The sequence below is a fragment of the Pseudomonas sp. SDO524_S393 genome (assembly GCF_054071875.1).
Genome location: NZ_JBSVVZ010000003.1, coordinates 1 through 23,172 on the forward strand (window position 1 = coordinate 1; position 23,172 = coordinate 23,172).

The window sequence follows — 23,172 nt, forward strand, 5'->3', positions numbered from 1 at the left end:
TCTGTTACTGATCCACTGCTATCGCAGGCAAGCCAGCTCCCACAGGTTTAATCGGGTTTCGTCAGGATCATCCGGTCTTCCCCGACTTCTACCGCATACCGCGCCACGACCTTCTGGCACAGCGCCACAATCTCTTCCACCAACTCCACCCCTACACGCCATGACACCACCACCTGCAAGTTCGGCGGGCGTTGTGTCATCGGCAGCATCGTCAGTTCTCCGCGTGCCAGCTCCTCCATGACCAGCACCGGTGGCAGTGCGCCGATACCGAAGCCGTCGCGCAGCAAACGGGTGATCGCCGACACCGAGTTCACACAGTTCATGCGCGGCGCCGCCACGCCGTTGGCCTGCATCAGGCTGATCACGTCCTGGTGCGGATGGGAGTTTTTCGAGTAGGTGATGATGCGCTCCTGCGCCAGGTCGGCGAGGGTGGCGTAGTCGCGGTGGTAGATCGACTGGCTGGCGACGATCCAGGCCATGGGGTGGCTGGCCAGTTCCAGGCTGCGTACGGTTTCGAGGCGCAGCAGGTCGGTTTGCAGGATCAGGTCCAGAAAGCCTTTTTGCAGCTGATCGCTGAGGTTCAACGCGGTATCGGCGACCAATTCGATTTCCACCAACGGGAAATGATCCATCAGTTCCGCCACCAACGGACTGAGCCAAGTGTGGATCACCGTGTCCATGGCACCGATCCGGATCCGTCCGACCTTGCTGCTGGTGGTCTCCAGGGACTGCTTCAGGCCCTGCAGGGTCAGCATCATCTGCTCGGCGTAGTCGAGCACCTTCACGCCTTCCGGGGTCAGGCTCACGCCACGCGAGTCGCGCAGTAACAGCTTCACGCCCAATTCGCTTTCCAGCACCGCAATGCGGCTGGAAATCGAGGCCTGGGTGGTGAACAGCTTCTCGGCGGTCAGACGAAAACTCTTGAGCCTGGCCACCCAGACGAAGGTTTCGAGGAACTTCAGATTCATGGGATCAACTTTTCTTATGCATGGATCGGTTTTTATTAGTTGGACGCCGCGCCGGGCAAACGCCAAAAATCGAACCATTCCACGATAAGCGTCGTTGGGGTGTCAGGACAAGTTGCGAGTTCTGCGTAAAAAATCCCACACTGCAGAAAATAAAATGCCTACAGGAGCAATCACCGTGAGCCGTCTGCTTTTGAACTGCGACATTGGCGAGAGCTTTGGCAACTGGACCCTGGGTCTGGATGCCGAGGTCATGCCGTTCATTGATTGCGCCAACGTGGCTTGTGGCTTCCATGCCGGTGACCCGAGCATCATGCGCAAGACCGTCAGCCTGGCGCTCAAGCATGGCGTACAAGTGGGCGCGCATCCGGCGTACCAGGATCTGCAAGGTTTCGGCCGTCGCTCCATGGCCTACACGCCGCAGGAAATCCAGGACCTGCTGCATTACCAGATCGGCGCCCTTGACGGCATTTGCCGGGCGCAGGGCGCGCGCGTCAGCTACGTCAAACCCCACGGTGCGATGTACAACGACATGATGGCCAATCCTGCGCAGCTGCGTGCCGTGGTCCAGGCGGTGGCGGCCTACGGCGACCTGCCGCTGATGTTGCTGGCCACCCGCGACAACAGCGCCGCCCAGGCCCTGGGTGACGAATACGGTGTGACCCTGTGGTTCGAAGCCTTCGCCGACCGCGCCTACGACAGCAAGGGCCATCTGGTTTCACGCCAGTTGCCCGGTGCCGTGCACCACGATGCCGAGACTATCGTGCAGCAAGCCCTGACCCTTTCCCAAGGCAATGCCCTGACCGCCAGCGACGGCAGTGCCTTGCTCTTGCAGGCCAACACCCTGTGCGTGCATGGCGACAACGCCAGTTCGATCGCCGCCGTACAGCGTATCCGCGAGGCGTTGAAGCCAGCATGAAACCGCGGATAGAAGTGGTGGCCATCGATTGCCTGATGGTGCGTCTGTTTGATGTGATCGCCGAAGCCAACATGCCCTGGATGCTCGCCGCCACGCGGCGGCTGCGCGAAGGGTTTGGCGCGACGCTGGTGGACCTGGTGCCGTCCTATACCACCTTGATGGTGCATTACGACCTCACTGAACTGAGCCCGGCCCGGGCGCGTGAACTGATCGATCAGGCCCTGACCGATCTGCAACCCGAAGCCCAGGGCAGTGGCCAGTGCCATGTGTTGCCGGTGTGGTATGACCTCAGCGTCGGTCCCGAACTGACGCTGCTCAGCCAGCGCAGCGGCCTGAGTGTGGAAGAGGTGATCCGGCGCCACAGCGCCCATGAATATCAGGTGTTCGCCCTGGGTTTCGCTCCTGGTTTTGCCTTTATGGGCCTGGTGGATGAGCAGCTCGCCACGCCACGCCTGAACACCCCGCGCAAACGCGTGGCGGCCGGCAGTGTCGGCATCGCAGAGCGGCAAACCGCTGCTTACCCGGTGGTGTCGCCGGGTGGCTGGAACCTGATCGGTCGCACTCCCGCCCGGTTGTTCGACCGCGAGCGTGACGGCTACAGCCTGATGCAACCTGGCGACACCGTACGTTTCGAAGCGGTGAGCCACGCCGAATTCATCAACCTGGGTGGCGATGACACGCCGTTGGAGGCGCAGGCATGAGCCGCTTGATCATCGAGGCCAGCACGCCGCTGTGCCTGTTGCAGGACGCTGGTCGTTTTGGCGTGCGCCACCTGGGCGTCACCCAGGGCGGGGCGCTGGATTGGGTGTCGATGTCCTGGGCCAACTGGCTGCTGGGCAATGCGCTGGATGCGCCGGTGGTGGAAATCACCCTGGGCGGGTTCACCGTGCAGGCCGAGGCGTATTGCCTGCTGGCATTGGCCGGTGCCGACTTGGGTGCCTATATCGACGAGCGCGCCATCAGCCCCGGGCGCAGTTTCATCCTGCAAAAGGGCGAGCGGCTGCGTTTTACCCAGCCATTCAGCGGCGCACGGGCTTATCTGGCGGCGCCGGGCGGATTCGATGCACCGGCGGTGCTCGGCAGTTGCGCCACCGTCATCCGTGAAGAAATGGGCGGTGTGGACGGTTTTGGCAAGGCGTTGGCCGAGGGAGGGCGCCTGGCGTATTCCGGCGTGGGCGGTGCGATGAAGGTGCTCGATGCGCCGGGCTTGCCGGCCAAGGCGCCCCTGGAGGTGATCGTCGGCGCGCAGATCGGCCAGTTCAGTGGGCAAAGCCTGTTCGATGCGTTCAACACAGAATGGGCCCTGGACAGCCGCGCCGACCGCATGGGCATGCGTTTGCTGGGCAAGCCCTTGCAGTATCAGGGGGCGTCGCTGATTTCCGAAGGCATCCCGCTGGGAGCGATCCAGGTGCCGCCGGACGGGCAGCCGATCGTGTTGCTCAATGATCGGCAGACCATCGGCGGCTACCCGCGCTTGGGGGCGTTGACACCGTTGTCGCTGGCACGGCTGGCGCAGTGCCTGCCGGGGGAGAAGGTGCGGTTGGCGCCGGTGGTGCAGGAGACGGCGCACCGGCAGCACCTCGATTTGCTGCAGCGATTTTTGAACCGCTAAAAGCATCGCAGGCAAGCCAGCTCCCACAAGGGAGTGCATTTCAGCCTTGAAATACATTCCCTTGTGGGAGCTGGCTTGTCGGGTCGCCGCATCGCTGCGATAGCGTCAGTGAGCACACCGCCTATTTGGAAAGAAAGCGCATCCCTTCTTCCAGGCCCCGCAAGGTCAGCGGATACATCTGATCTTCAACCAACTCCCGCACAATCCCCGTCGACGCTGTGTAACCCCAGGTATCTTTCGGGTACGGGTTTATCCAGATCAGCTTCTTGTACTTGGCCATGAAGCGCTGCATCCACACATAGCCCGGCTCTTCGTTCCAGTGTTCGACGCTGCCGCCGGCCTGGGTGATTTCATAGGGCGCCATGGATGCATCGCCGATAAAGATCACTTTGTAGTCCGCGCCGTACTTGTGCAGCAGGTCCTGGGTCGAGGTGCGTTCCGAAGTGCGGCGCTGGTTGTTCTTCCACACCGACTCGTACACGAAGTTGTGGAAGTAGAAGTACTCCAGGTGCTTGAACTCGGTCTTGCACGCCGAGAACAGCTCTTCGCAGATCTTCACATGGGCGTCCATCGAACCGCCGATATCGAACAGCAGCAACAGCTTGATGGTATTGCGCCGCTCGGGGCGCATCTGGATATTCAGCAGGCCGGCATCGCGGGCGGTGTGGTCGATGGTACCGTCGATGTCCAGCTCGTCGGCCGCGCCCTGGCGCGCGAACTTGCGCAGGCGGCGCAGGGCGATCTTGATATTGCGCGTGCCCAGTTCGACTTGATCGTCGAGGTTCTTGTACTCGCGCTGGTCCCACACCTTCACGGCCTTGCCCTGACGCTTGCCGGCGTCACCCACGCGAATGCCTTCGGGGTTGTAGCCGCCGGACCCGAACGGGCTGGTGCCGCCAGTGCCGATCCACTTGTTGCCGCCGGCGTGGCGTTCCTTCTGTTCTTCCAGGCGTTTCTTGAATTCCTCGATCAGCTTGTCGAGGCCGCCGAGGGATTGTATTTGCGCGCGTTCTTCATCGGTCAACGAACGTTCGAACTCCTTGCGCAGCCAGTCTTCGGGGATCAGCGCCTGCAAGTGGTCGTCGAGCTTTTCCAGGCCATTGAAGTAGGCGCCGAATGCGCGGTCGAACTTGTCGAAATGCCGCTCGTCCTTGACCAGGATCGCGCGGGACAAGTAGTAAAACTCGTCCATGTCGGCGAAGGTCACCCGCTGTTTCAGGGCGTTGATCAGGTCGAGCAGCTCGCGCACCGACACCGGCACCTTGGCGGCGCGCATCTCGTTGAACAGGTTGAGCAGCATCAGCGATTACCGCGACGGCTCATGAACGCCAGACGCTCGAGCAACTGCACGTCCTGCTCGTTCTTTACCAGGGCGCCGGCCAGCGGCGGGATCGCCTTGGTCGGGTCGCGTTCGCGCAGCACGGCTTCGCCGATGTTGTCAGCCATCAGCAGCTTGAGCCAGTCGACCAATTCTGAAGTGGACGGTTTTTTCTTCAGGCCCGGCACCTTGCGTACGTCGAAGAACACGTCCAGCGCTTCGCTGACCAGGTCCTTCTTGATGTCGGGGTAGTGCACATCCACGATCTTTTGCAGGGTGCTGCGGTCGGGGAAGGCGATGTAGTGGAAGAAACAGCGGCGCAGGAACGCGTCCGGCAGCTCTTTTTCGTTGTTGGAGGTAATGATGATGATCGGGCGTTTCTTGGCCTTGATGGTCTCGTCGATTTCGTAGACGTAGAACTCCATCTTGTCGAGTTCTTGCAGCAGATCGTTGGGGAATTCGATGTCAGCCTTGTCGATTTCGTCGATCAGCAGGATCACCCGCTCTTCGGACTCGAACGCCTCCCAGAGCTTGCCCTTCTTCAGGTAATTGCGTACGTCGTGCACCTTGTCCACACCCAGTTGCGAGTCGCGCAGGCGGCTGACCGCGTCGTACTCGTACAGGCCCTGGTGGGCCTTGGTGGTGGATTTGATGTGCCAGGTGATCAGCTTGGCGCCGAAGGATTCGGCCAGTTGCTCGGCGAGCATGGTCTTGCCGGTGCCGGGCTCGCCCTTGACCAGCAGTGGCCGCTCCAGGGTGATGGCAGCATTGACGGCCAGTTTCAGGTCATCGGTAGCCACATAGGCCTGGGTGCCTTCGAACTTCATCGGTGTTTCCTCGCATTCGTCAATGCCCGGACTATACCGCGCGGCCCCGGCGACTGTGAACGCAGACGGGTTATTCAGTCTCTGAATGGCCGGTCACGCCACATCCCGGCGGTGCACTGTTTTATGAAACCTGACACACATCCAACTGTGGGAGCTGGCTTGCCTGCGAAGGCGGCGTGTCAGTCGATGCAAGGGCTGGCTGATCCACCGCTTTCGCAGGCAAGCCAGCTCCTGCATTTAATCCGTGCTCGGCTTGGGCTGTTCGTATCGTGCATTGAACGCCTGGATGAATCCGTTGCGCAAAATCGCCAAAAACGCAGAGAACGCGCTGACATCTTGCTGATGCACGCTGCCGCTCAGCTCCACGCGGGTGGCGAACTGGTTCTTGCGCTGGTTCTTCAGCACGTTCTCGCTGGCGCCAACCACAGCCTCCCAGATCGAGCGGAAGATGTTCTTGTCTTTGTTTTCCACGTCCTGCTGCCAGTCGAACACTTCCACGTCGCGCAGCAAAGGCTTGATATAACCCGTCAACTGGCCCTTTTCCGCCTGGGCTTCGATCACCACATCGCCGGTGCCGGCCTTGAAGTCGAATTTGCCGTAGGCCGAGGCGAAGTCGTTCATGCGCTGCAACTGCAAGTCCTTGGCGCGGAAGCGGAATTCGAAGTTTTCGAAATTGCTCAACGGATCGAAGGTGGCGGTGGCTTCCAGGGGCGCCTGACCTTGCAGCAGGGCCTTGCCCTCGAAGCGCGCGTCACGCTTGCCTTTGACATCGACCACGTTGGTCAGGTTGTAGAAGCTCGCGTTGACCTTTGTGGTGTTGATGTTCACCTGCGGTTTGGAGCTGAAATTGTGGAAGGCGATCTTGCCGTCTTCGATGCGCACCTCGTCGAGGGTGATCGGCAGCAGTTTGCCCAGCTGGGCGCGCCAGTCGGTGCCCTTACCGGTTTGGGACGCCTGTTTGTTGGCCCCGCCGTCGACGAAGTTCACTTCGGGGTTGATGAAACGCACCTGGGCCACCACCGCATGATCATTGATCAATGACTGCCAGCTCACCGCCAGGTCGATCAACGGCGCCTTGACGAAAGGGACCGGCACCTTGCCGTCGACCTTGACGATCTGCAGCCCGTTGATCTTGTACGCTCCGCGCCACAGGGCCAGGTCCACGTCGCTGATCTGGCCACGGTAGTCGCCCATGTCGGCCAGTTTGTCATTCAAGTAGTTACGCACCAGGTAGGGCAGGGCGAGGTCCAGGACGACCAGCACCACCACCAGCCCGGCGACCGTTAGAAGCGGCCAGCTGTAGCGACGTTTCATGACAAAGCTCTCCATACCGTTAGGCGATGGACCGCTGCGAGTCGCGCAACGTTCCTCTGACTGGACGCGTTGCAGCCTGAGGCATAACCTTGGGGCCTTCCTGAATACCGCCACCCTAGGACCCGTCATGAGCCGCATCTATGCAGACAACGCGCACTCCATCGGCAACACGCCGCTGGTGCAGATCAACCGCATCGCACCCCGTGGCGTGACCATCCTGGCCAAGATCGAAGGGCGCAACCCGGGCTATTCGGTGAAGTGCCGCATTGGCGCGAACATGGTCTGGGACGCCGAAAGCAGCGGCAAGCTCAAGCCGGGCATGACGATTGTCGAACCCACCTCCGGCAATACCGGTATCGGTCTGGCGTTCGTCGCCGCTGCCCGTGGCTACAAGTTGCTGCTGACCATGCCGGCGTCCATGAGCATCGAGCGGCGCAAGGTGCTCAAGGCCCTCGGCGCCGAGCTGGTACTGACCGAGCCGGCCAAAGGCATGAAAGGTGCCATCGAAAAGGCCGGCGAAATCGTCGCCAGCGACCCGGCCCGGTACTTCATGCCGGGCCAGTTCGAGAACCCGGCCAACCCGGCGATCCACGAGAAAACCACCGGTCCGGAAATCTGGAATGACACCGATGGCGCGGTGGATGTGCTGGTGGCCGGGGTGGGCACTGGGGGCACGATCACGGGGGTGTCGCGGTATATCAAGCATATTGCCGGCAAGCCGATCCTGTCGGTGGCCGTCGAGCCGGTTGCCTCGCCGGTGATCACCCAGGCCCTGGCCGGTGACGAGATCAAGCCCAGTCCGCACAAGATCCAGGGTATCGGCGCCGGTTTCGTGCCAAAGAACCTCGACCTGTCGGTGGTCGACCGCGTGGAGCTGGTGACCGACGACGAATCCAAGGCCATGGCCCTGCGCCTGATGCAGGAGGAAGGGATTCTGTGCGGTATTTCCTGCGGCGCCGCGATGGCCGTGGCGGTGCGCCTGGCGCAGAAGCCGGAAATGCAGGGCAAGACCATTGTGGTCGTGCTGCCGGACTCCGGTGAGCGCTACTTGTCGAGCATGCTGTTCAGCGATTTGTTTACCGAGCAGGAAAACCAGGCCTGATGCTCGAGAGGGTTGATGCAGGTCAGCCGGACAGCCTGGGCCTTCTGCATACTGGCCCAAGTGTTTATCATGGCCGGCTGCTACGTCTGCTGTTGGCCAGGCGCTTATTTTCAGGAGTTGCTGCATGACCTTTTCTTTGGCCGCCAAACTGTCAGTGCTGGCGTTGTTTATCGGCAGCACGCTGTATGTGCACCTGCGCGGCAAGGCGCGTTTGCCGGTGTTGCGCCAGTTCGTCAACCATTCGGCGCTGTTCGCCCCGTATAACGCCTTGATGTACCTGTTCTCGGCGGTGCCGTCCAAACCCTACCTGGACCGCAGCAAGTTCCCCGAGCTGGACGTGCTCAAGGATAACTGGGAAGTGATCCGCGAAGAGGCCATGCACCTGTTCGACGAGGGTTACATCCGCGCTGCCGAGAAGAACAACGACGCCGGTTTCGGTTCGTTCTTCAAGAAGGGCTGGAAGCGTTTCTACCTCAAGTGGTACGACAAACCGCTGCCGTCGGCCGAGGCCTTGTGCCCGAAAACCGTGGCGTTGGTGAGCAGCATCCCCAACGTCAAGGGCGCGATGTTCGCGCTGTTGCCCGGCGGCAGCCACCTGAACCCGCACCGCGATCCATTTGCCGGTTCGCTGCGCTACCACTTGGGCCTGTCCACGCCGAACTCCGACGATTGCCGGATTTTCGTCGACGGTCAGGTCTATGCCTGGCGTGACGGTGAAGACGTGATGTTCGACGAAACCTACGTGCACTGGGTGAAGAACGAAACCGAACAGACCCGCGTGATTCTGTTCTGTGACATTGAACGGCCGCTGAGCAACGGCCTGATGACCCGCGTCAATCGCTGGGTCAGCAAGCAGTTGGGCCGCGCCACGGCGCCGCAGAACCTGGACGATGAACGGGTGGGCGGCATCAACCAGGCCTATGCCTGGAGCAAGACCTTCAGCGACAAGTTCAGTGGCGTGGTCAAGCAGTGGAAGCGCAAGCATCCCAAGGCGTACCGCGTCGCGCGGCCGGTGTTGGCGGTGGTGGTGCTGGTGCTGCTGTGGAAGTGGTTGTTCTGACCGAAACGCGGTCAAAAATGTGGGAGCGGGCTTGCTCGCGAATGCGGTGAATCAGTCAACATTGACGCTGACTGACACTCCGTCTTCGCGGGCAAGCCCGCTCCCACATTTGCTTTGCGGCGTTGCTTAAGACGCGATCAGTTGGCGCAGCACATAGTGCAAAATGCCGCCCGATTTGAAGTATTCCACCTCATTGAGCGTGTCGATCCGGCACAGCACCTCGACTTTCTCCGTGCTGCCGTCCTCCCGGGTAATCACCAGCGTCAGGTTCATGCGCGGCACGATCTCAACGTCTGTCAGCCCAACAATATCGATCTTCTCCTTGCCGCTGAGTTTGAGCGTCTTGCGGTTCTGATCCAGCTTGAACTGCAACGGCAACACGCCCATGCCCACCAGGTTGGAGCGGTGGATACGCTCGAAGCTTTCGGCGATCACCGCCTTGACGCCCAGCAGGTTGGTGCCCTTGGCCGCCCAGTCACGGCTGGAGCCGGTGCCATATTCCTGGCCGGCAACCACCACCAGCGGCACGCCCGAGGCCTGGTATTTCATCGACGCATCGTAGATCGCCATCTTTTCGCCGGTGGGAATGTACAGCGTATTGCCGCCTTCCTCGCCGCCCAGCATTTCGTTGCGGATACGGATATTGGCAAAGGTGCCGCGCATCATCACTTCATGGTTGCCCCGGCGTGAGCCGTAGGAGTTGAAATCGCGCGGTTCCACGCCCTGTTCACGCAGGTAGCGGCCGGCGGGGCTGTCGGCCTTGATGTTGCCGGCGGGGGAAATATGGTCGGTGGTCACCGAATCACCCAGCAGTGCCAGCACATTGGCACCTTTCACGTCCTTGATCACCGGCAAGGGGCCGGCGATGTCGTCGAAGAACGGCGGATGCTGGATATAGGTGGAGTCGCTCTGCCACACGTAAGTCGCGGCCTGCGGCACTTCAATGGCTTGCCACTGCTCGTCGCCGGCAAACACCTCGGCGTATTCCTTGTGGAACATGCCCGTGCTGACCTGCGCCACCGCATCGGCAATCTCTTTGCTGCTCGGCCAGATGTCCTTGAGGTACACCGGCTTGCCGTCCTGGTCTTCACCCAGCGGCTCGCTGCTGATGTCGATGCGCACGGTCCCGGCCAGTGCGTAGGCCACCACCAGCGGTGGCGAGGCCAGCCAGTTGGTTTTTACCAGCGGGTGCACACGGCCTTCGAAGTTGCGGTTGCCGGAGAGCACCGAAGCGACGGTGAGGTCGGCTTTCTGGATGGCTTTTTCGATCGGCTCGGGCAAGGGGCCGGAGTTGCCGATACAGGTGGTGCACCCGTAACCGACGAGGTCGAAGCCGAGCTTGTCCAGGTATTGAGTGAGGCCCGCGGCCTTGTAGTAGTCGGTGACCACTTTGGAGCCGGGCGCCAGGGAGCTTTTGACCCAGGGTTTGCGCGTGAGGCCTTTTTCCACGGCTTTTTTTGCCACCAGGCCGGCGGCCATCATCACGCTGGGGTTGGAGGTGTTGGTGCAAGAGGTGATTGCAGCGATTACCACGGCGCCGTTTTTCAGGCGATACGTGTGGCCATCATCCTCGTAGTCGACCTCACCGACCAGATCGGCATTGCCCACCGCGACACCGCCACCGCCTTCGCTTTCCAGGCGGCCCTCTTCCTTGCTGGCGGGTTTGAATTGCAGGTCGAGAAAGTCGCTGAACGCTTGGCCCACGTTTGGCAGAGCCACGCGGTCCTGCGGGCGTTTCGGCCCGGCGAGGCTGGCTTCGACGCTGCCCATGTCCAGTGCCAGGCTGTCGGTGAACACCGGTTCCTGGCCAGCCTTGCGCCACAAACCCTGGGCCTTGGTGTAGGCCTCCACCAGCTTGACGGTTTCGGCAGGGCGGCCGGACAGGCACAGGTAGTCCAGCGTCACCTCATCCACCGGGAAAAAGCCGCATGTAGCGCCATACTCCGGGGCCATATTGGCAATGGTCGCGCGGTCTGCCAGGGGCAGGTCGGCCAGGCCGTCGCCGTAGAATTCGACGAATTTGCCCACCACGCCTTTCTTGCGCAGCATCTGGGTGACGGTCAGCACCAGGTCGGTGGCGGTGATGCCTTCTTTCAATTTGCCGGTGAGTTTGAAGCCGATCACTTCCGGAATCAGCATCGACACCGGTTGGCCGAGCATCGCCGCTTCCGCTTCGATCCCGCCCACGCCCCAACCGAGCACGCCGAGGCCGTTGATCATGGTGGTGTGGGAATCGGTGCCCACCAGGGTGTCGGGAAAGGCATAGGTGCGGCCGTCTTCGTCCTTGGTCCATACGGTGCGGCCCAGGTATTCGAGGTTGACCTGGTGGCAGATGCCGGTGCCCGGCGGTACCACGCTGAAGTTATCGAAGGCGCTCTGGCCCCAGCGCAGGAAGGCGTAGCGTTCGCCGTTGCGCTGCATCTCGATATCGACGTTCTGCTCGAAGGCGCTGGTGGTGCCGAACTTGTCGACCATCACTGAGTGGTCGATCACCAGGTCCACCGGTGACAGCGGGTTGATACGCTGCGGGTCGCCACCGGCCTTGGCCACGGCGGCGCGCATGGCGGCCAGGTCGACCACGGCGGGGACGCCGGTAAAATCCTGCATCAATACGCGGGCGGGGCGGTACTGGATCTCGCGGTCGGACCTGCGCTCCTTGAGCCAGGCAGCGATGGCCTTGAGGTCGGCGCCGGTGACAGTCTTGTCGTCTTCCCAGCGCAACAGGTTTTCCAGCAGCACTTTGAGCGACATCGGGAGTTTATCCAGGTCACCTAGGCTCCTGGCGGCCTCGGGCAAGCTGAAGTAGTGGTAGGTCTTGTTGTCTATTTCCAGCGTTTTAAGGGTTCTCAGGCTATCAAGCGATGACATGACACGACTCCTTATGGTCCGCACGGCTACGGACCCGACGGGACGAACAGAGCTTTAAAACTAGCCCTGTTTTCATTAGCAGGCTAATAACTGGACTCTATCGCTGAGTCCAAGGTTCCGAACTCGGCTATCATGCGCGCGTTTTCATGACAGACATTGCGATAGCGCAAGGCCGGTCGAGTCACCAGGAGATTGAATGAACACCCTCTTTATGCACTGCCGCCCCGGGTTTGAAGGCGAAGTCTGTTCCGAGATCGCGGAGCATGCCGCGCGCCTGAACGTGTCCGGCTACGCCAAGGCCAAGGCCGGCAGCGCCTGTGCCGAATTCGTCTGCACCGAGGAAGACGGCGCCGAGCGCCTGATGCGCGGCCAGCGGTTCGCCGAGCTGATCTTCCCCCGGCAGTGGGCGCGCGGGATGTTCATCGACCTGCCGGAAACCGACCGTATCAGCGTGATCCTCGCCCACCTGCAAGGCTTTCCGGTGTGCGGCAGCCTGTGGCTGGAGATGGTCGACACCAACGACGGCAAGGAACTCTCCAACTTCTGCAAGAAATTCGAAGTGCACCTGCGCAAAGCCCTGCTCAACGCCGGCAAGCTGGTGGACGATCCCGGCAAGCCACGGCTGTTGCTGACGTTCAAGAGCGGACGTGAGGTGTTCATGGGCCTGGCCGAATCGGACAATTCGGCGATGTGGCCCATGGGCATTCCGCGGCTCAAGTTCCCCCGCGAAGCGCCGAGCCGTTCGACCCTGAAGCTGGAAGAGGCCTGGCACCACTTTATCCCGCGCGACCAGTGGGACGAGCGCCTGCACAGCGACATGACCGGCGTCGACCTGGGCGCCGCTCCCGGTGGCTGGACCTGGCAGTTGGTCAACCGTGGCATGCTGGTCACTGCCATCGACAATGGCCCCATGGCTGAAAGCCTGATGGATACCGGTTTGGTGCAACACTTGATGGCCGACGGCTTCACCTTCGTGCCCAAGCAGCCGGTGGACTGGATGGTCTGCGATATCGTCGAGAAGCCCGCGCGCAATGCCGCACTGCTGGAAACCTGGATCGGCGAGGGGCATTGTCGCGAGGCCGTGGTAAACCTCAAACTGCCGATGAAGCAGCGTTACGCCGAGGTGAAGCGCCTGTTGGAGCGCATCGAAGAAGGTTTCAAGGCGCGGGGGATTCGTGTGGACATCGGCTGCAAGCAGCTGTACCACGACCGAGAGGAAGTGACCTGCCATTTGCGCCGTCTGGAAACTGCAAAGAAACCCAAGGCCCGCTGATCCGAGGCCGAGCACAGCTCAAAATGTGGGAGCTGGCTTGCCTGCGATAGCGGTATAACTGTCGATATCTATGTTGAATGTGCCCCGGTCATCGCGGGCAAGCCCGCTCCCACAGGAGAGCCAGGCCAGTTTCAGGAGTGAGAAATGAGTCAGACTCAGGATTTACCCGTTGATGGCATCTTGGATGCCACCGGCCTCAACTGCCCGGAGCCGGTGATGATGCTGCACCAGCACATCCGCGACCTGCCGCCCGGCGGCTTGCTCAAGGTGATCGCGACCGACCCGTCCACGCGCCGCGATATCCCCAAGTTCTGCGTGTTCCTTGACCACGAGCTGGTGGATCAGCAGGAGCAGGCCGGTACGTACCTGTACTGGATCCGCAAGAAGTCCGCTTAACCCTGTGCCTTGGCGGCACGAATGCGCCGGCGTGCGCTGCGCGCCAGGCGCACCAGCAACATGCCCGCCGCACAGCTCAGGCCGACGATCAGCCCTTGCCACAAGCCGCTGGGGCCGCTCGGCTCGCCCAACCAGTGGGTGAGACCCAGCGCATAGCCCACCGGCAGCCCCACGCCCCAGTAGGCGAACAACGTCAGCACCATGGTCACACGGGTGTCCTGATAGCCACGCAATGCGCCCGCTGCCGTGACCTGGATCGAATCGCTGAACTGAAACAGCGCCGAAAACACGATCAGTGTCGAGGCCAAATGAATCACCACCGGGTCCGGGGTGTAAATGCTCGCGATCGGCTCGCGAAACAGCAGCATCAGACTGCAGGACAGGCAGGCATAAGTCAGCGCTGTGCCCATGCCGACTCCCGCCGCGAAGCGTGCTTCACGCGGCTCGCCACGTCCCAGGGCCTGGCCGACGCGCACGGTGACGGCCATGCTCAGGGAGTAGGGGATCATGAACACCAGCGAGCTGACGTTCAGCGCGATCTGATGGCCCGAAACAACAGTGGCGCCCAGGCTGCCGATCAGCAGGGCGATCACCGCGAAGATGCTCGACTCGGCAAAGATCGCGATTCCGATTGGCAGGCCGATGCTCAGCACCCGTTTGATCACTGCCCATTGCGGCCAGTCGAACCGCTTGAACAGCTCACTGCTCTGGTACGCCGACCCGAAACGCGTCCAGCCGGCGAGGCCGAGCATCATCGCCCACATCGCAATGGCCGTGGCCCAGCCGCAGCCCACGCCGCCCATGGCCGGCACGCCCAGATGACCGTAGATGAAGATGTAGTTCAGCGGAATGTTCAATGCCAAGCCGAACAGGCCCATCACCATGCTGGGGCGTGTGCGACCCAGCCCGTCGCTGAAACAGCGCAGCACGTAGTACAGCGCAATCGCCGGCATACCGGCAGCGATGCCGTGCAGGTAGCCCATGGACGGTTCGATCAGGTCGGCCTCGACCTTCATCGCCTGCAGGATTGGCTCGGCACAGAGCAGTAACAGCGAACCGGTCATACCGACCACCACCGCCAGCCACAGCGACTGACGCACCAGCGGCCCGATCTCGCTGAATTGGCCGGCGCCATAACGTTGGGCGACCTTCGGCGTGGTGGCCAGCAGGGTGCCGGTCATCAGCAGGTACACCGGGATCCAGATCGAGTTGCCCAGGCCCACTGCCGCCAGGTCCTGGGGGCTGACCCGTCCGGCCATCACCGCGTCGACGAAGCTCATGGCGGTGGTTGCCAGTTGGCCGATCATGATGGGCAGCGCAAGCGCCAGCAGGCCGCGCACTTCCCGGCTGACGCGGGCGGGGCGGGTGAGGGGGGCGGTGGCAGTGTTCACGTACGGTGTCCAGTCAAAAAGGGAAATGCAAGGACGGCGGATTCTACGCCTTGACGTATCGGTCAGGAAAAAACCAGTGTTAGGGATTTGTAAGCGGCGGCCTTGATCGCTGTACACTGCGGGTCCGCCAAAGGAGCCTGCCATGTTGATTGTTGCCGACGAAAATATTCCGCTGCTCGATGCCTTCTTCGAAGGGTTCGGCGACATTCGCCGCGTGCCGGGACGCTCCATCGACCGCGCGACGGTCGAACAGGCCGACGTGCTGCTGGTGCGCTCGGTGACTAATGTTAACCGCGCCCTTCTGGAGGGCACCAAGGTGCGTTTCGTTGGTACCTGCACCATTGGCACCGATCATCTGGACCTGGATTATTTCGCGCAGGCCGGTATCCAGTGGTCCAGCGCGCCGGGTTGCAATGCGCGAGGGGTGGTGGATTACGTGCTGGGCAGCCTGCTGACCCTGGCTGAAATCGAAGGCGCCGACCTCAATCAGCGCACCTATGGCGTGGTGGGTGCCGGTGAAGTCGGTGGGCGACTGGTCAAGGTGCTGAAAGGTCTGGGCTGGAAGGTGCTGATGTGTGATCCGCCCCGCCAGATCGCGGAAGACGGTGATTACGTCAGCCTGGAGCAGATCATTGAGCAATGCGATGTGATCAGCCTGCACACGCCGCTGACTCAGTCCGGTAATGGCGCCACCTGGCACTTGCTCGACCGCCGGCGCCTGGAGCAACTCAAGCCCGGCACCTGGCTGATCAATGCCAGCCGTGGCCCGGTGGTGGATAACGCCGCCCTGCGCGAGGTCTTGCTGGTGCGTGAAGACCTGCAAGCGGTATTGGATGTGTGGGAGGGCGAACCGCAGGTGGACGTCGACCTGGCCGACCTGTGCGTATTGGCCACGGCCCATATCGCCGGCTACAGCCTGGACGGCAAGCAGCGCGGCACAGCGCAGATCTATCAGGCGTTCTGCGCGCACCTGGGCCTTGAACCGAGCATTGAGTTGAGCGACCTGTTGCCGCCGCCATGGCTGGCCGAGGTGCACCTGAACGCCTCCACCGACCCGGCCTGGGCCTTGGCGACCCTGTGCCGCAGCGTGTACGACCCGCGCCGGGACGATGCGGATTTCCGCCGTAGTCTGGTAGGAACGGTGGAAGAACAACGCAAGGCATTTGACCTGCTGCGCAAGCGCTACCCTGAGCGTCGTGAAGTTGATGGCTTGAAGGTGCGCATTATTAATGGCGAGTCCACGGCGCTCTTGGCGATTGTCTCCGCCCTCGGCGCCCAGTTGTGCTGATCCAGGCGTAGCACGATCTCTGTGGTGAGCGGGCTTGTCCCGCGCCGGGTTGCGCGGCAGCCCCATTCAGAACACCGCGTCTTTGCAGGCAGAAACACACTGGCTGGTTTCAGGGCCGTTTCGCGCCCCGGCGCAGGACAAGCCTGCTCACCACAAAAAAGCCTGTAAATGATCAGCGGGCCTGGTGAGGTAAATGAATCCATTGTGGTGAGCGGGCTTGTCCCGCGCCGGGCTGCGCGGCAGTCCCATTCAGAACACCGCGTGTTTTCAGACGGAAATGCACTGGCTGGTTTCAGGGCCGCTTCGCGCCCAGGCGCAGGACAAGCCTGCTCACCACAAAAAAGCCCGCTCACCACAGGAATGGGGTCGCCCTTTCAACTGTTCAGGCCGGGCTTGCAGGAATGTGCGCGCTTCAGCCTCGCGTGGCCGGTTTGACCAGTCGCTGTTCCAGTTCGCGGCAGGCTTGCTGGATCATCTCTTCGGTAATCTGCACTTCGCGGCCTTGGGCGTCGATCACGGAACACGGCAATTGCTGCGGCTGGCGGATCACTTCAATTTTGGCATCGCTGCTGTTTTGCAAGGTCATGGCCTGTCTCCTCATCAGGTTGTGTAGCGACTGTAGAACCCCCGCGTGACCGGGCTGTGACAGCGCCTTGCCGGGGCAGTGGGTCGAACGTCCAGTCCATCAGAAACCCCCGTGGATTTCCAGCCGGGCGTTAGACCGATCGCCTCTAGGGGTCAGTATCGACGGGCATAATTAACCTGACTCATTGTTATTTGCCAAAGTTCACCCAATGTTGGAGTGCAGGTTCCTGTCCTTCTTCATCAGGTGATGCCCTCCATGTTCTCGACCCGTCAACGCCGCGCCATTCGTTTGGCCAGCCGCTTCATTGCTCCCTATCGCTGGCAGGCACTGGGGGCCTTGCTGGCGCTGGTGATCACGGCCGGTATCACCTTGTCCATGGGGCAGGGCATCCGCCTGCTGGTGGACCAGGGGTTCATGACCCAGTCGCCGCACCTGCTCAATCAGTCCATCGGTCTGTTCATGGTCCTGGTGCTGGGCCTGGCAGTGGGTACCTTCGCGCGTTTCTATCTGGTGTCGTGGATCGGTGAACGTGTGGTGGCCGATATCCGTCGGCAGGTCTTCAATCACCTGATCTACCTGCACCCCGGTTTCTACGAGAGCAACCGCAGCTCGGAGATCCAGTCGCGGCTGACCACCGATACCACGTTGCTGCAATCGGTGATCGGCTCGTCGCTGTCGCTGTTCCTGCGTAATGCACTGATGGTACTCGGCGGTATCGTGCTGCTGTTTGTCACCAACCCCAAGCTCACCAGTATCGTGGTGGTGGCGCTGCCACTGGTGCTGGCGCCGATCCTGATTTTCGGTCGGCGGGTGCGCAGCCTGTCGCGCCTGAGTCAGGACCGCATTGCCGATGTGGGCAGTTACGTTTCTGAGACCCTTGGCCAGATCAAGACGGTGCAGGCCTACAACCACCAGGTGCAGGACGAACAGCGTTTCGCCGTGACCGTGGAAGAGGCTTTCACCACCGCACGCAAGCGCATCGCCCAGCGTGCCTGGTTGATCACCCTGGTGATCATGCTGGTGCTCGGCGCCGTTGGCGTGATGTTGTGGGTGGGCGGCATGGACGTTATCAGTGGGCGTATTTCCGGCGGCGAACTGGCGGCCTTCGTGTTCTACAGCCTGATCGTCGGCAGCGCGGTCGGTACCCTGAGCGAAGTGCTCGGCGAGCTGCAGCGCGCCGCCGGGGCTGCCGAACGCATCGGCGAATTGTTGCAGTCGAGCAATGAAATCCAGGCGCCAGCCAGCGGTTCCATACGGCTACCGGAACGGGTCAGTGGCCGCATGGAACTGCAAGACCTGCGCTTTTCCTACCCTTCACGGCCAGACAGCTACGCCATCGATGGCTTGAACCTGACGATCAACCCCGGTGAAACCTTGGCGCTGGTCGGTCCGTCCGGTGCAGGCAAGTCGACGATCTTCGACCTGTTGCTGCGTTTCTACGATCCCCAGCAAGGCCGCATCCTGCTCGAAGGCCAGCCGCTCACCGAGCTCGACCCTTTGGACTTGCGTCGCCACTTTGCCCTGGTGTCCCAGAACCCGGCGTTGTTTTTCGGCAGCGTTGAAGAAAACATCCGCTACGGCAACCCGTCCGCCACCCCGGAGCAGGTCGAAGCCGCCGCGCGTATTGCCCACGCCCACGATTTCATCCTGCAAATGCCCGACGGCTACCAGACGCACTTGGGGGATGGCGGCATGGGCCTGTCCGGCGGCCAGCGTCAGCGATTGGCCATTGCCCGTGCGTTGTTGGTGGATGCGCCGATCCTGTTGCTCGACGAAGCCACCAGCGCCCTCGATGCCCAGAGCGAGCACCTGATCCAGCAAGCCCTGCCGCAGTTGATGCAAGGCCGCACCACGCTGGTGATCGCGCACCGGCTGGCGACGGTCAAGCATGCCGACCGGATTGCCGTGATGGATCAGGGCAAACTGGTGGCGGTGGGCACGCATCAACAGTTGATCGCGAGCAACCCGCTGTATGCGCGGTTGGCGGCGTTGCAGTTCAGTGATAGCTCACCGTTGCCTGTGTAGTGAGCGGGCTTGCCCCGCGCTGGGCGGCGAAGCCGCCCCAAACGGTACGCCGCGGTGTTTCAGGGAGACCGAGGTGTCTGGTTTTAGGGCGGCTTCGCCACCCAGCGCGGGCAAGCCCGCTCACTACATGAAGTCAGTGTTATTGATCGTCGAAGTAGCGCTCATGCCAGTCCACCAGGGGTTGTGGCGAGTTGAGCTTCTGGCCGTAGATCACCGAATAAGACAGCACGTTCTGTACGTACTGGCGGGTTTCGTCGAACGGAATGCTTTCCACCCAGACATCGAAGCTCAAGTGGTCGGCACCCCGCAGCCACTGGCGTACACGACCCGGACCGGCGTTGTAGGCGGCAGAGGCAAGCACGCGGTTGCCGTTGAACTGGCTGTGCACCTGGCTCAGGTAGGCGGCGCCGAGCTGGATGTTTTTGTCGGGGTCCAGCACTTGGGCCGGGGAGGCCAGGGGGATGCTGAATTTGCGTGCGGTTTCCTTGGCGGTGCCGGGCATCAGTTGCATCAGGCCGCTGGCGCCGACGCCGGAACGGGCGTCGTCCATGAAGGCGCTTTCCTGGCGGGTAATGGCGAACACCCAGCTTGAATGCAGTCCGCGCACCTTGGCTTCACGCACCAGGGTGTCGCGGTGAGCCATCGGGAAGCGGATGTCCAGGTCGTCCCAGTACTGGGCCTGGCTGATGGTGCGGATGGCCGGGAAGTACCACTTCATGTCATAGGCCAGCCTGGCCTGGGCGACCATTTCATCGCGGTTGAAGTGACGGCTCACGTGGTACCACTCGCGACGGCCATCCACCACCTGGCCACGGGCGTAGAACTCCAGGGCGCGGCGTACGCCTGGGGTGTTGCGCACCTTGTTCATCAACGCCTGGCTCATGAGCAGCGGCTTGTTGGTCAACTGGTACGGCGATTTGGAGCGGTCGGCGGCGAGGAAACCGTAGAAGTCACGCTCCTTGGCTACGTTCTTGTACAACACCAGGGCCTGGGGGTTTTTCGGCTCGGCAAGTTCCAGGCTGCGGGCCTGCCAGTAGCGCCAGCGGTTAGTGGTGGCCAGATCTTGTGGGAGCTTGCGGGTCAACTGGTAGGCATCCTCCCAGCGCGCCAGGCGCAACAGCAGACGCAGACGCCATTCGGACACGGTGTTGTCGCGCAACTCCGGGTCATATTGGGTCATCACGTCCAGGGCGCGGGGGTCATAGCGACGGGCCAGGGTCAGGCCGATCTCCCGGGCGATCGACACTTTTTCGTCACGGGAGAAGTGCATGCTGCTGGCGTAACCATCGAGCAGCGCCATGGCCTTGTCCGGATCCTGGCGCGCCAGGCGGCGCAGGCCCAGGCCAACGGCGTCGGACATCGCCTCGGTGGCCGGCAGGAAGCGTGACGGGTCGCTGAGCATCTCGGGTTTTTGTGCCACATCCACCATCAAGCGGCCCTGAGCGCCCAGGGTGGGCAAGGTCTTGACCAGGCTGTTGGCCAATGCATAGTTGCGCGCTTCGGCGGCAAGCTTGGCACGGTCCCATATCTTCTGTTCGGTGAGCTGGCCGTCGGCGGCCCACAGGCCAAAGGTGGCATCACAGGCGGTCGGTTGGGATTTGCCGGTCATCCACAGCTTTTCGGTGGTCTTGTAGCCTTCGGCCTTCAAGTTGTGAGTGAGCTGGTACTGACCATGCAGGCAGTCCAGTTCGACGAAATTGAGCTTGGCGTCGTAGTACTTTTCAAAGGTCTGCCAGTCTCCCCGGTCGGCCAGCGAGCGCAGCCAGCGCAGTTTCATCCAGTTGGTCTGGGGCAGGTCGCCGTTCTGGGCAAGGAAGCGTTCGATTTCGTCGTTGCTCGCGGTCTTGAGGCGGGCAGTCAGTTCGTCATAGGCCAGGTACGGCGTCAGCGGGTAGTCGGCCAGGGCCTGGCTGTATTGCATGTACGGGCCGGCATCACCTCGGGCGAGGGCGCGTTTGGCTTCATCGTAATATTGGCGTTGTGTGGTGAGGTCCACGGCCTGGGCGGATTGAACGGCGGTGGCGGAAAGAAGCAGGCAAGATAAAAAGTTGAAAAGGCGACTGCGCATGAGACGTCCGTGCAGAGAAATCACGACTAGCGCCGGCACCGCCGACACTGATTGCCCTTAGCTTAGCCTTTTGCTCGGCGCCTGCGAAAGCTTTGCCGGCCGGTTCGTTCAGGTTGCTGGGAAATGTCCTACAGAACATGTCGGTAGCGAAAATGCCGACCGCATCCTGTGCGCAACTCAGGTAGAATACGCGCCCGGTTTTTGGAGAAGCTCATGACCCTGCTCAAATTCAGCGATGTGTCCCTTGCATTCGGCGCTATGCCGTTGTTGGACAAGGTGTCCTGGCAGATCGCCCGTGGTGAGCGGGTGTGCATCATCGGTCGCAACGGGACCGGCAAGTCCAGCATGATGAAGCTGGTGAAGGGCGATCAGAAGCCCGATGACGGCTCCGTGTGGCGCACTCCGGGTCTCAAGATCGGCGAACTGCCCCAGGAATTGCCGGTGGCCGACGGACGGACAGTGTTCGACGTGGTCGCCGAAGGCCTCGACGGGGTCGGTGCGTTGCTGGCCGAGTACCATCACCTGAGCCAGAACATCGTCACCGATGCCGACCTGGACAAACTGATGCACGTTCAGCACGACCTCGAAGCCCGTGACGGTTGGCGCTTGCAGCAATTGGTGGACAGCACCCTGAGCCGCCTGCAATTGCCGGCTGACAAGACCCTCGCCGAGTTGTCCGGCGGCTGGCGTCGTCGTGTGCTGCTGGCCCAGGCGCTGGTGTCGGAGCCGGACCTGCTGCTGCTCGACGAACCGACCAACCACCTGGATATCGGCGCCATCGCCTGGCTTGAAGAAGCCCTCAAGGATTTCCAGGGCGCCGTGCTGTTCATCACGCACGACCGTTCCTTTTTGCAAAACCTGGCAACGCGCATTCTTGAGCTGGACCGTGGCGGCCTGATCGACTGGAACGGCGACTACGCCAGCTTCCTGGTGCACAAAGAAGCTGCACTGGCCGCCGAAGAAACCGCCAACGCGCTGTTCGACAAGAAACTGGCCCAGGAAGAAGTCTGGATCCGCCAGGGCATCAAGGCGCGCCGTACCCGTAACGAAGGCCGTGTACGGGCGTTGAAAGCCCTGCGCGTCGAGCGCAGCGAGCGTCGCGAGCGCACCGGCAAGGCGAATATCCAGCTGGAAACGGCGGAGAAGTCCGGCAAGCAGGTGATGGTGCTGGAAAACGTCAGCTTCCATCACCCGGACGGTCCGTTCCTGATCAAGGACTTTTCCATGGTCTTGCAGCGCGGCGACCGTATCGGTCTGTTGGGTGCCAATGGCACGGGCAAGACTACGCTGCTCAAGCTGATGCTCAGTGGTCTGCAACCCACCAGCGGCAAGGTCGAGGAGGGCACCAAGATCGACGTGGCGTACTTCGACCAGTTGCGCCACCAGTTGGACCTGGAAAAGACCGTGATCGACAACGTGGCCGAAGGCCGCGATTTTATCGACATCGACGGCCAGAGCCGCCATGTGCTCAGCTACCTGGGCGACTTCCTGTTCAGCCCGCAGCGTGCCCGTACGCCGGTGAAAGCCTTGTCCGGTGGTGAGCGCGCGCGCCTGCTGCTGGCCAAGCTGTTCAGCAAGCCGGCCAACCTGCTGGTCCTCGACGAACCGACCAACGACCTCGATGTGGAAACCCTGGAGCTGCTGGAGGAGGTGTTGCTGACCTTCAATGGCACCGTGCTGATGGTCAGCCACGACCGGGCATTTCTCGACAACGTGGTCACCAGCACCCTGGTCTTCGAAGGCGAAGGCAAGGTGCGAGAGTACGTGGGTGGCTATCAGGACTGGATTCGCCAGGGCGGCTCGCCGCGCCTGCTGGGTGTGACCGAGAGCAAGTCCGGCAAGGCCGACCTGAACTCGGCAGTGGTTGCCCCGGTGAAGGCGGCGGCACCCGTACAGGAAGCGGCGCCGGTGGCGAAGAAGAAACTCAGCTACAAACTGCAGCGTGAGCTGGAAGCCCTGCCGGGTGATATCGACGCCAAGGAACAGCAGATTGCCGCGGTAGAAGCGGAAATGGCCGACGCGGGTTTCTACCAGCGTCCTGCGGCGGAAACGGCCAAGGTGATTGCCTCCCTTGAACAGTTGAATGCTGAGCTGGATGCCTTGGTGGAGCGCTGGGCCGAGCTGGATGCCTGAGTGATCCGTCATCAATAAAAAAGCCCG

The 23,172-nt window shown here is 61.8% G+C and carries 18 protein-coding genes; 10 read left to right on the forward strand and 8 right to left on the reverse strand.

Annotated elements, in window-relative coordinates; all coding sequences use genetic code 11:
• Window positions 1-47: 47 nt before the first annotated feature.
• Window positions 48-968: a LysR family transcriptional regulator gene (locus tag ACW9IB_RS02375; protein ID WP_457412115.1), complete on the reverse strand. Its 921-nt coding sequence runs from the start codon at window positions 966-968 to the stop codon at window positions 48-50.
• A 175-nt stretch (window positions 969-1,143) separates the two neighbouring features.
• Here ACW9IB_RS02375 and ACW9IB_RS02380 point away from each other — a divergent pair, with 175 nt between their 5' ends.
• From ACW9IB_RS02380 to ACW9IB_RS02390, 3 genes are read left to right on the forward strand one after another with little or no spacing between them, the layout of a single operon-like run.
• Window positions 1,144-1,884, forward strand: a complete 741-nt coding sequence (locus ACW9IB_RS02380) for a 5-oxoprolinase subunit PxpA (protein WP_457364625.1) — start codon at window positions 1,144-1,146, stop codon at window positions 1,882-1,884.
• Window positions 1,881-2,585 carry a 5-oxoprolinase subunit PxpB gene (gene pxpB / locus ACW9IB_RS02385; protein ID WP_457412116.1) on the forward strand — a complete coding sequence of 235 codons (705 nt, stop codon included), beginning with the start codon at window positions 1,881-1,883 and terminating at the stop codon, window positions 2,583-2,585. Before ACW9IB_RS02380 ends, pxpB begins: the two co-directional genes overlap by 4 nt.
• Entirely contained in the window at window positions 2,582-3,496 is a 915-nt protein-coding gene (locus ACW9IB_RS02390) for a 5-oxoprolinase subunit C family protein (protein WP_457412118.1), read from the forward strand. Before pxpB ends, ACW9IB_RS02390 begins: the two co-directional genes overlap by 4 nt.
• A 121-nt stretch (window positions 3,497-3,617) precedes the next feature.
• On the opposite strand, the gene ACW9IB_RS02395 is transcribed toward ACW9IB_RS02390, so the two are convergent.
• From ACW9IB_RS02395 to ACW9IB_RS02405, 3 genes are all read right to left on the reverse strand, one after another.
• Window positions 3,618-4,796: a vWA domain-containing protein gene (locus tag ACW9IB_RS02395; RefSeq protein ID WP_457412120.1), complete on the reverse strand. Its 1,179-nt coding sequence runs from the start codon at window positions 4,794-4,796 to the stop codon at window positions 3,618-3,620.
• Complete coding sequence (locus ACW9IB_RS02400) at window positions 4,796-5,641, reverse strand: AAA family ATPase (RefSeq protein ID WP_058411046.1); 846 nt, start codon at window positions 5,639-5,641, stop codon at window positions 4,796-4,798. The genes ACW9IB_RS02395 and ACW9IB_RS02400 overlap by 1 nt, the downstream gene beginning before the upstream one ends.
• Window positions 5,642-5,878: 237 nt before the next feature.
• Window positions 5,879-6,955, reverse strand: coding sequence for a DUF748 domain-containing protein (locus tag ACW9IB_RS02405; RefSeq protein WP_457364621.1), 1,077 nt, complete (start codon window positions 6,953-6,955; stop codon window positions 5,879-5,881).
• A 127-nt stretch (window positions 6,956-7,082) separates the two neighbouring features.
• Between ACW9IB_RS02405 and cysK the strand changes: the two genes are divergently transcribed.
• Both cysK and ACW9IB_RS02415 read left to right on the forward strand, forming a co-directional pair.
• Window positions 7,083-8,057: a cysteine synthase A gene (cysK, locus tag ACW9IB_RS02410; protein ID WP_457364620.1), complete on the forward strand. Its 975-nt coding sequence runs from the start codon at window positions 7,083-7,085 to the stop codon at window positions 8,055-8,057.
• A gap of 124 nt (window positions 8,058-8,181) precedes the next feature.
• On the forward strand, window positions 8,182-9,117 hold the full coding sequence (locus tag ACW9IB_RS02415; protein ID WP_457412121.1) for an aspartyl/asparaginyl beta-hydroxylase domain-containing protein: 936 nt from the start codon (window positions 8,182-8,184) through the stop codon (window positions 9,115-9,117).
• A 126-nt stretch (window positions 9,118-9,243) separates the two neighbouring features.
• Here ACW9IB_RS02415 and acnA read toward each other — a convergent pair whose 3' ends face one another.
• Window positions 9,244-11,985 carry an aconitate hydratase AcnA gene (gene acnA / locus ACW9IB_RS02420; RefSeq protein WP_457412122.1) on the reverse strand — a complete coding sequence of 914 codons (2,742 nt, stop codon included), beginning with the start codon at window positions 11,983-11,985 and terminating at the stop codon, window positions 9,244-9,246.
• 196 nt (window positions 11,986-12,181) lie between these two features.
• Here acnA and rlmM point away from each other — a divergent pair, with 196 nt between their 5' ends.
• Both rlmM and tusA read left to right on the forward strand, forming a co-directional pair.
• Window positions 12,182-13,258 (forward strand): 23S rRNA (cytidine(2498)-2'-O)-methyltransferase RlmM, encoded by a 1,077-nt coding sequence (gene rlmM, locus ACW9IB_RS02425; protein ID WP_457412123.1) that lies wholly within the window; start codon window positions 12,182-12,184, stop codon window positions 13,256-13,258.
• Window positions 13,259-13,402: 144 nt separating this feature from the next.
• Entirely contained in the window at window positions 13,403-13,654 is a 252-nt protein-coding gene (gene tusA / locus ACW9IB_RS02430) for a sulfurtransferase TusA (RefSeq protein ID WP_457364616.1), read from the forward strand.
• Here the strand turns inward: tusA and ACW9IB_RS02435 are convergent.
• Complete coding sequence (locus tag ACW9IB_RS02435; RefSeq protein ID WP_457412125.1) at window positions 13,651-15,045, reverse strand: MATE family efflux transporter; 1,395 nt, start codon at window positions 15,043-15,045, stop codon at window positions 13,651-13,653. The two genes, tusA and ACW9IB_RS02435, sit on opposite strands and share 4 nt — an antisense overlap.
• 142 nt (window positions 15,046-15,187) lie before the next feature.
• On the opposite strand from ACW9IB_RS02435, the gene pdxB reads away from it, so the two are divergent.
• Entirely contained in the window at window positions 15,188-16,333 is a 1,146-nt protein-coding gene (pdxB, locus tag ACW9IB_RS02440; RefSeq protein WP_457412126.1) for a 4-phosphoerythronate dehydrogenase PdxB, read from the forward strand.
• Between the two features lie 412 nt (window positions 16,334-16,745).
• Here pdxB and ACW9IB_RS02445 read toward each other — a convergent pair whose 3' ends face one another.
• Window positions 16,746-16,919: a PA1571 family protein gene (locus tag ACW9IB_RS02445; protein WP_457412128.1), complete on the reverse strand. Its 174-nt coding sequence runs from the start codon at window positions 16,917-16,919 to the stop codon at window positions 16,746-16,748.
• Window positions 16,920-17,165: 246 nt separating this feature from the next.
• Between ACW9IB_RS02445 and ACW9IB_RS02450 the strand changes: the two genes are divergently transcribed.
• On the forward strand, window positions 17,166-18,944 hold the full coding sequence (locus ACW9IB_RS02450; RefSeq protein WP_457412130.1) for an ABC transporter transmembrane domain-containing protein: 1,779 nt from the start codon (window positions 17,166-17,168) through the stop codon (window positions 18,942-18,944).
• Window positions 18,945-19,083: 139 nt separating this feature from the next.
• Here the strand turns inward: ACW9IB_RS02450 and ACW9IB_RS02455 are convergent, their stop codons facing one another.
• Window positions 19,084-21,012, reverse strand: a complete 1,929-nt coding sequence (locus tag ACW9IB_RS02455; RefSeq protein ID WP_457412131.1) for a transglycosylase SLT domain-containing protein — start codon at window positions 21,010-21,012, stop codon at window positions 19,084-19,086.
• Window positions 21,013-21,225: 213 nt separating this feature from the next.
• Between ACW9IB_RS02455 and ACW9IB_RS02460 the strand changes: the two genes are divergently transcribed.
• Window positions 21,226-23,145, forward strand: a complete 1,920-nt coding sequence (locus ACW9IB_RS02460) for an ATP-binding cassette domain-containing protein (RefSeq protein WP_457364610.1) — start codon at window positions 21,226-21,228, stop codon at window positions 23,143-23,145.
• Window positions 23,146-23,172: the final 27 nt, after the last annotated feature.